General features: G+C 73.4%; 9 protein-coding genes. All 9 read right to left on the bottom strand.

From position 1 onward, the window contains the following. Positions 1 to 484 (bottom strand): ROK family protein (locus tag QR77_RS38845; protein WP_040026637.1); only part of this gene is annotated, 484 nt, incomplete at its 3' end. A gap of 32 nt (positions 485 to 516) precedes the next feature. Then, positions 517 to 894: a VOC family protein gene (locus QR77_RS38850; protein WP_201778863.1), complete on the bottom strand. Its 378-nt coding sequence runs from the start codon at positions 892 to 894 to the stop codon at positions 517 to 519. A gap of 108 nt (positions 895 to 1,002) precedes the next feature. Beyond that, on the bottom strand, positions 1,003 to 1,371 hold the full coding sequence (locus QR77_RS38855; RefSeq protein ID WP_040026639.1) for an MmcQ/YjbR family DNA-binding protein: 369 nt from the start codon (positions 1,369 to 1,371) through the stop codon (positions 1,003 to 1,005). A 165-nt stretch (positions 1,372 to 1,536) separates the two neighbouring features. Then, entirely contained in the window at positions 1,537 to 2,466 is a 930-nt protein-coding gene (locus tag QR77_RS38860; protein ID WP_040026640.1) for a transglutaminase domain-containing protein, read from the bottom strand. Positions 2,467 to 2,534: 68 nt separating this feature from the next. Then, positions 2,535 to 2,912, bottom strand: a complete 378-nt coding sequence (locus QR77_RS38865; protein WP_040026641.1) for a hypothetical protein — start codon at positions 2,910 to 2,912, stop codon at positions 2,535 to 2,537. 20 nt (positions 2,913 to 2,932) lie between these two features. After that, positions 2,933 to 4,036: an LLM class flavin-dependent oxidoreductase gene (locus QR77_RS38870; protein WP_040026642.1), complete on the bottom strand. Its 1,104-nt coding sequence runs from the start codon at positions 4,034 to 4,036 to the stop codon at positions 2,933 to 2,935. After that, positions 4,036 to 5,196, bottom strand: a complete 1,161-nt coding sequence (locus tag QR77_RS38875) for a Gfo/Idh/MocA family oxidoreductase (protein WP_236711000.1) — start codon at positions 5,194 to 5,196, stop codon at positions 4,036 to 4,038. Before QR77_RS38875 ends, QR77_RS38870 begins: the two co-directional genes overlap by 1 nt. Then, entirely contained in the window at positions 5,193 to 5,966 is a 774-nt protein-coding gene (locus QR77_RS38880; protein WP_052489406.1) for an SDR family oxidoreductase, read from the bottom strand. Before QR77_RS38880 ends, QR77_RS38875 begins: the two co-directional genes overlap by 4 nt. Then, positions 5,966 to 7,620 (bottom strand): methyltransferase dimerization domain-containing protein (locus tag QR77_RS38885; protein ID WP_150130510.1); only part of this gene is annotated, 1,655 nt, incomplete at its 5' end. The genes QR77_RS38885 and QR77_RS38880, both read right to left, overlap by 1 nt.

Genomic DNA, 7,620 nt, shown 5'->3' on the forward strand with positions numbered 1-7,620 from the left:
CGACCACCATGTGGCCGATCTCGGCGGCCCCGCCGCGCGGCCCGGTGTGCAGCCGGCCGCCGAGAACCAGGCCGCCGCCCACACCCGTACCCAGACCCAGATACGCCAGGTCGGCCACGCCTGTCCGGGCGGCCTCGGCGAGGGCGGCGAGGTTCCCGTCGTCCTCGTGGGCGACCGGGCCGCCCGGGAGGATCCGTTCCGTCAGGGTGTCGAGCCGCATCCCGGCCCAGGAGGGGCGGGAGGGCCAGGCGACCAGGCGCCCGCCCCGTACCGTGGCGGGCAGTGCCACGCCGGCACCCCGTACACCGCCGAGACCGTCAGGTCCGGCGAGCCGGGAGACCGCCGATGCCAGCGCCGCCAGGTCCGCCTCGACGCCGGCACCCGGGGGCCAGGCGAACCGGGCGTACGCCGGACGTGCCGCGCCCGGTCGCTCCAGGAGCAGGGCTGTCTTCGTCCCGCCGATGTCCATCCCGAGATACGACACGGCCCGCCGGCCCCCTTGTGTGAAGCGGGTTGTTACGCGGGCAGCGCGGCGAAGAGGTCCACGGCCGTGCCGTCGGGGTCGAGGACGATCGCGTAGCGCTGGCCCCAGACGGCGTCCCACGGGTCGAGGTGCCCGACATGGCCGGCGTCCACCAGCTCCGCGTACGCGGCGTCGACGGCCGCCGAGTCCGGGTACTCGAAGGCGACGGCGGCGCGGTGGCTGCCGGTCGGGGCCTTCCAGTCGGGGTCATAGCTCCGGACGGTCTCGACGCTGTCCCAGGCGAGCTTCACGCCGCCGGGCAGCACCACCTCGACGTGCGGCGCCGAGTCGGCGTCGGCGGGGATCTTGAGTCCGAGACGGCGGTAGAACGCCAGGGACTTGCTCATGTCTTCCGCAACGATCGCGAACATTGTCAGCCGGGGTACTGCCATGAGTGGTGTTCTCTCTCTGAGTCGGTGTGGTGCGAGGCGAGTTGTACGGATGGGCGCGCGCCGCGCGGTACGCGCCCGGTGGGACAGTCAGCCACGCTGGAGCGTCAGCCGGTCGCGTGCGGCCTTGGTCATTCCCGCGACCACCCGGTCCCAGGAGTGCTCCACCATCTCCCGCACCTCGGGTGACGGGATGGTGGAGTCGAGGACGACCGTGTTCCAGTGACGCTTGTTGACGTGGTACCCGGGTCCCACGGCCGGATACTGGTCCCGCAGGTGCAGGGCCAGATCCGGTGCGCACTTGAGGGTCACCTGGGCAGGCTGGCTGTCCGTCTCGTCCTGGAGGATCGCGAACACCTTGCCTTCGACCTTGAACACCGTGGCGCCGGGGCCGAAGGCCTCGTCGTCCAGGGTGCCGGGTAACTCCAGGGCGCATTCGGACAGTTCTTGGGGAGTCATGCCCGTCCTCTCGTCGTGACAGGAATGGTGGGGCTCACGAGGCTCCAAGGGCACGGCACAGCCTAGCCGAATGAGGCGTATGTCTCGGGGCGGCACGACATGACGAAGGGCGCCTGTCGGCCGGTGTGTTGTGAATACAAACCGGGATTTCCCTGGGGACACCCTCTAGGGAACCGTCTCGGTGGGCAGCGAGACCTGGGCCCAAATCCCGCCGTGGCTCACCACTTTGGTGAAGCGGCCGGTCAGCCGGTGGAAGAGCGCGCCGGGCCCGCTGTCGGGCGGGAACACCTGTGCGTCAAGCCCGCCCCACTGGTTCAGCGCCCGCACCAGCAGCGGATCGACGGGCACCCACACCCCGTCGACCAGGAACTCCGCCCAGCAGTGCGGGGTGGAGTACGGCTTCGCCACCAGCAGCCCGAACGAGAAGCGGGCCGCCAGCCCCCGCCGCGTGCCCTCGGCGACCAGCCAGGCCGCCGCCCCGCCGCAGTCCGCCATCCGGGTACGCCACATGAACTCCGGGTCCCAGCGCACCGCTTCGGGGAGCAGGTAGAACCCGATGCCCTCCACCTCGCGGAGCAGTTCACGTACCGCCTCGGGCAGTTCGGGCCACCGTACGACGGGGGACACCGTCAGTTCGGCGAGGCGGGCGTCGGCCGGCGGCCCCTCGATCAGCCGCCGTCCGTCCGGGAGCAGCACACCGTACGGGCACGGGCCCGTGTGGCCCGGCACCGGACAGCAGGAGACGACCTCGACGCGATAGCTCCGGCCGGGCGCGCCGGACGACTGGAGCGCCTTGGCCCAGGACCGCATGGACCGGCTCTGCACCGAGACCAGCCCCAGATGCAGGGCCGAGTTGCCGAGGTCGTACCCGTCGAAGAGCCGTTCGGTCCCCTCACCGGTGTAGGGGAGGCCGGCGGCGGTCAGCGCGGCGAGCAGTTCGGGGCGGATGCGGTGCAGCCGGCGCGCCGCCGTCTCGGTGTCCGCGAACCGGCGCTGCCGGTCGGGCACCTGGCGCAGGCGCCGGACGAGGTCGCCGAGTTGGGCGGGGCCGGGGGCCCCGGCGTCACGCGTCGCGCTGCCGACGGGCGTCACCATTCGCGGAATCCTTTGGGTCGGTCGGTTGCCGGGGTCGACTCGGTGGGTCGTTTCTGTGCGCTGTCGCGTCAGTCGATGTAGCCGAGGGCTTCGAGGCGGCGGGCCACCTCGTCCTCCTCCTCCGCGCTGTAGGGCGCCGCGGGAGCCTCCGGCAGCCCGAGCGGCTCCAGCTCGGCGAGCAGCCTGCTCACCGGGTCCGCCTCCGCGGCGCCGACGACCAGCGGCTCGTACGCGCGGGGGCCGCCCGTCACCTCGACGGCGAAGGCGCCCCGGCCCTCCGGCGGTTCCGCCACCGCCCGTACGCCGTCGGGCACCGCGTCACCGCTCAGTACGGCGGCCTTGGCGCCCCGCTCGGCCACGGCGTCGGCGAGGCGCCGGGCGACGGCCCGGACTTCGGCGTCGTCGCCGCCGGCGAACCCGATCAGGACACTGTCTCGTTCGGTCATGGAACGTGGATTCCTGTCGTTCAGGAGACGGCGACGCGCGGTCCGTCCGTCTGCTCGGGCTGATAGGGGGAGAAGCCGGCGAGCAGGGGCATCACCTCGCCGGCGAACAGCTCCATGGAGCCGATCGCCTCGTCGCCCGCGATGTCACCGAAGGCGAACTCACCGAGGAGTGTGTTGAAGCAGCCCTCGGTGGCGGCTGCCCTGATGCGCTCGGCGACGGTGCTCGGGGAGCCCACGAACACCAGGTTCTGATCCATCAGGAACCGGAAGTCATGGCTGCCCGCCAGGATGTCGGGGGTGCTCAGCCGGCTCGCGGGGGCGGCCGGTGTGCCCGACCGCTTCACCGACCCGTACCGCAGGGTGTTCACGAAGGTGTCGGTCACCTGCCGGGCGGCCCGCGCCTCCGCCTCGGCGTCCGTGTCGGCCACATGTACCAGGCTCCAGTACCCGATGCGGGGGGTCCCCGGCTGTCCCTCCTCGCGCCACCAGTCGAGGTAGTGGCGGTAGACCAGGCCCATGGCCGCACGCGGCACGATCATGGTCGAGGAGGTGTGGCCGCCGGTGCGCGCGAGGTAGCGCAGGGTCGAGCGGTCGGTGGTGGGAATCCACAGCGGCGGATGCGGCCGCTGATGGGACGTGAACGACAGCGTCACGTCCTTGAGTTGGTGCACGGGTCCGTCGAAGTCGAAAGGACCTTCGGCGGTCAGGGCGGTGCGCAGCAGATCGGCGCATTCGCGGTTCAGTGTCTTCCGGTTGGCGAAGTCGGCGCCGAAGGGCCGGAACGGCTCGTCGCTGACGCCCGAGGCGAGCCCCACCTCCAGCCGTCCGCCCAGGAGCTGATCGAGGGTGGCGACCTCCTCGACCACATGCAGCGGATGCCGCAGCGGTGGCACCCAGCCCATCGGCCCGACCCGGATGCGCTCGGTGCGCAGCGCGGCGCCGGTGCAGAACACCGCGGGAGACGGCATCCAGCTCTCCTCCGGCGTGCAGTGGTGCTCCACGGAGAAGGCGTAGTCGTAGCCCAGCCGGTCGGCCGCCTCGACCTCCTGCCACAACTGGTCGTACCTCTGGCGGACGGTGACGTTCTCCCGTCCCCAGACATGGGTGAAGTACGCGAATTCCATCAGTGGCTCCGGAGCTGAGGGCGGACGGTTTTCCGGGAGGGGCCGGGTACGGGAAGAGCGCGCCGCCCCGCCGCGTCGTACAGCCGGTCGACGCAGGAGGCGAGTGCGGTGATCTCGGCGAGCGAACCGGCGTCCGTGCGCGGCCCGTCGGCGCGGGCGCGGGTGAGCCGCCGGGCCAGCTCGGCGACCTGGCGTTCGTACTCGACGCCGACAGGCTCGTCGGGCAGCGGCACGGCGGTCTCCTCGCCACGGCGCAGCAGGGTCAGCGACGACCCGCCGGCCCGGTGCGGGCTGAAGCCGAACGTGCAGCGCAGTACGGCGACGCCTTCGGTGCCCTCGACCGTGAGTGTCGTGCTGTCGAGTGCGTGGTGCGAGGCCCAGCGGGACTCCAGGGAGACGGCGACGCCCGTCTCGGTGAGCAGGAAGCCCCGGGCGGTGTCCTCCACCGGTTCGGGCGGCGCGCCGGTGGCGCCGTCGCCCGCCGCCCGGCCGCTCCAGTCGGCCGCCGCGTCGGCGCGACCCATCCAGTCGCCGGACACGGTGCCCAGCGCGCGGGTCACCTGCGGCCAGCCCAGCAGGTCGAGCCCCACGTCCAGCAGATGCCAGCCGAGGTCGAGCAGGGAACCGCCGCCGGCCGTCCGGCGGTCGGTGAACCAGCCGTCGCGCTGCGGTACGCCGGCCGCTCGCGTCCAGTTCAGGTCGAGCGCGCGCACCTCGCCGAGCGAGGGGAGCAGGCCCGCCAGGGCCCGTACATCGCCCCGGTGCCGGGCCGCGCTCCAGGCGTGCACCGTCGCGCCGTCGAGCGCGCGGGCGGCCAGCGTCCGCGCCTCGGCGAGGGTCCGGCACACCGGCTTCTCGACGAACACCGGGACGCCCCGGGCCAACAGCTCGCAGGCGGCGGGTACATGGAGGTGGTTGGGTAGCGCCACCACGGCGGCGTCCAGATCCAGGCCCGCCAGGTCCGCCACCCGGGACACGACAGGGACGTCCCGGCCCTCGGGCGCGGTCGCGCGGGCCGCCAGCGGATCGGTGTCCACGACGGCGGCCACCTCGAAGGCGGGATGCGCGTCGAGCAGCGGCCGCCACACCGTACGGGACACCCAGCCGGCGCCCAGGATCGCGATGCGCAACGGCGGTCCGCCGGACACGTCGGGGTTCAAAAGCGCGCACCGCCGTCCACCACGAGTGTGTTGCCACTGACGTACGACGCCCCGGGGGAGAGCAGGAAGGACACGGCGGACGCGACCTCCTCCGGTTCACCGAGCCGTCCCGCGCCGATGAACTTCATGACGAGGTCCCGCTCTTCGGGCGAGAAGTCCATGACCTCGGCGCGGATCGCACCGGGCGCCACGACATTGACGGTGATGCCGTGCTTGCCGACCTCACCCGCGAGTGAGGCGGCCCAGGGCTGCAAGGCGCCCTTGGTGGCCGCGTAGGCGGCGTGGCCCGGCAGGCCGCTGGTGCCGGCCCGGGAACCGAAGAGCACGATACGGCCGTACTTGGCGCGCATCATCGGCCGCAGGCACGCCTTGGCGAGGTTGACGGTCCCAGCGAGGTTCACCTGGAGCAGCTTGTCCAGCGCCGCGGCGTCGGTGGCCATCGCCAGCCGGCGGGTACGCAGCCCGGCGGCGGCGACCAGGCCGTCGACGCGGCCGAACCGGTCGAGCGCGGCGCGGACCAGTAAGCCCGGTCCGTCCGCTGCCGAGAGGTCGGCCTGGACGGGGACGAGGATCCCGCCGTCCGACTCGACCTCGGCGGCGAGCTTCCGCACCCGTTCCTCCCGCTGGTGGTAGCCCGCCACCACGGTGGCGCCGAGGGCGGCCAACTGGCGGGCGCAGACGCTCCCGATGTCTCCGGAGGCTCCGGAGACCACGACGACCCGGCCTCGCTGACCCATGTTTTCCGCGATACGGGCGGAGTTTTCGCCCATCAGTCGGCCTCCTTCGCGATGACGAGATGACAGGGAGAGGGTTCGAACGGCAGATGCCGGACGATGTCGGCGCCCGCCTCGGCGAGTCCGGCGGTGAGCGCCCCGACCGTGGTCCACTCGGTGCCGCCATGGGTCAGCCAGTCCAGCGCCAGTTCGGCGCCGCCCGTACCGCCGGTGCCGGATCCGCCGGTACCAGGTCCGCCGGTGCCGGATCCGCCCGCCGGCAGGAAGATGTCGTCGACCAGCAGCAGGCCGCCCGGTCTCAGCGTCGCCAGCAGGGCGGACAGCAGCGCCCCCGACGAGGCGTCGTGCACGGAGTTGGCGACCACGCACAGGTCCGCCTCGCCGTACGGCAGTCCGGGCCCCGTCGTCACCCTGCCGTCGGCGACGGCGGCCTCCACTCGGCGCGCGACCGGCCCGCTGAGCCGGCCGGTCTGCCACAGATGACCGCCGGCCGCCGGATCGGCCGCCAGCAGCCGGTCCAGATAGCGGCCAGGTCCTGCCGTCACCTCCACCAGCCGCGCGCCGGGGCGCGGGCGCAGCAGGCGCAGCCCGAGGGCGGTGCGGGCGCGGGACGACGGGCCGCTCATGGCGCCCTGGTACGCCGACACCAGCACCGCGTGATCCGCGTCGTCAGGACCGCGCTCGAACGGCCGGTCCGCGAGGCCCGTGCGGGCCACGGCGGCCAGCGCCTCCCGCGTCACCAGACTCCGCGACAGGCTCTCCTCCAGGCGTACGAAGGCGGTCAGTTCGGCCACCTGGACCCGGGGGGTCGCCGGTTCGGCGGTGTTTCCGGCGGTGTTTTCGGTGGTGGTTTCAGCGGCCGTGGAGAGCAGGCCCAGCGACGCCGCCGTGTCCAGCAGGATCTCCAGGGCCCGCGCGTCGCAGCCGAGTTCCGCGCTCAGCGCCGCCGGGTCGACGCCCTCGGCCAGGGCCGTGAGCGCGCCGAGGTCGTGCAGCGCGAAGAGCAGCTCCGACGTCTTGTAGGCACGGGCCGCCTCCGCCGCACGAGGCGTGAGCCGGTAGCGGACCGGTGCGGCCGCCTTCCCGCTCGCGGTCCTCGGCAGCGCGGTCCGCAGTACGACGGTGTCGGGGACCTTGTACGGCGCGAGATGGCGCGCGGCATGGGCGCGCAGCTCCGCCTCGCCGGGACCTCCGGCGGCGACCACCACCTCGGCGACGATGCCGTCCTCGCCCGTGTGGACGCGGCGCCTGGCGGTGACCCGTACCTCCCGTACGCCGTCGTGGGCGCGCAGCACCGCCTCGATCTCCAGCGGCGCCACCCACCGACCACCGCGCCGCACCGCGGTGCCCTCGCGGCCGAGGATGCGCAGCGAACCCTCGTGGGAGACCGCCAGGTCGCCCGTGTCGTGCCAGTCGGGCACCACGTCGGTGCGGATCTGGAGCGTCCCCGGTCCCAGCGCCGTCCGCTCCCCGGTGGCGCGGTCCACCAGCCGGCTGTCGACACCGGGCAGCGGCGCGCCGACACACAGCGGAGCCAGCCCGGCGGGACCGCTGAAGACCGCGCCCAGCTCGGTGGAGCCGTAGTTACGGGCGACCCCGACCCCGTACGCCTCGGCGAACAGCGCGTCGAGCGAGGCGTCGACGGGCCCCGCCCCGACCATGGCGATCCGCAGCCCCGGCGCCGCCGGTG

Origin of the sequence: Streptomyces sp. 150FB, assembly GCF_000818195.1 — a bacterium.
Lineage (GTDB): Bacteria > Actinomycetota > Actinomycetes > Streptomycetales > Streptomycetaceae > Streptomyces.

Excerpts from the sequence above, each read along its gene's own strand:
- QR77_RS38850 (WP_201778863.1), bottom strand. The coding sequence starts at position 894 with ATGTTCGCGATCGTTGCGGAAGACATGAGCAAGTCCCTGGCGTTCTAC.
- QR77_RS38855 (WP_040026639.1), bottom strand. The coding sequence starts at position 1,371 with ATGACTCCCCAAGAACTGTCCGAATGCGCCCTGGAGTTACCCGGCACC.
- QR77_RS38860 (WP_040026640.1), bottom strand. The coding sequence starts at position 2,466 with ATGGTGACGCCCGTCGGCAGCGCGACGCGTGACGCCGGGGCCCCCGGC.
- QR77_RS38880 (WP_052489406.1), bottom strand. The coding sequence starts at position 5,966 with ATGGGCGAAAACTCCGCCCGTATCGCGGAAAACATGGGTCAGCGAGGC.
- QR77_RS38865 (WP_040026641.1), bottom strand. The coding sequence starts at position 2,912 with ATGACCGAACGAGACAGTGTCCTGATCGGGTTCGCCGGCGGCGACGAC.
- QR77_RS38870 (WP_040026642.1), bottom strand. The coding sequence starts at position 4,036 with ATGGAATTCGCGTACTTCACCCATGTCTGGGGACGGGAGAACGTCACC.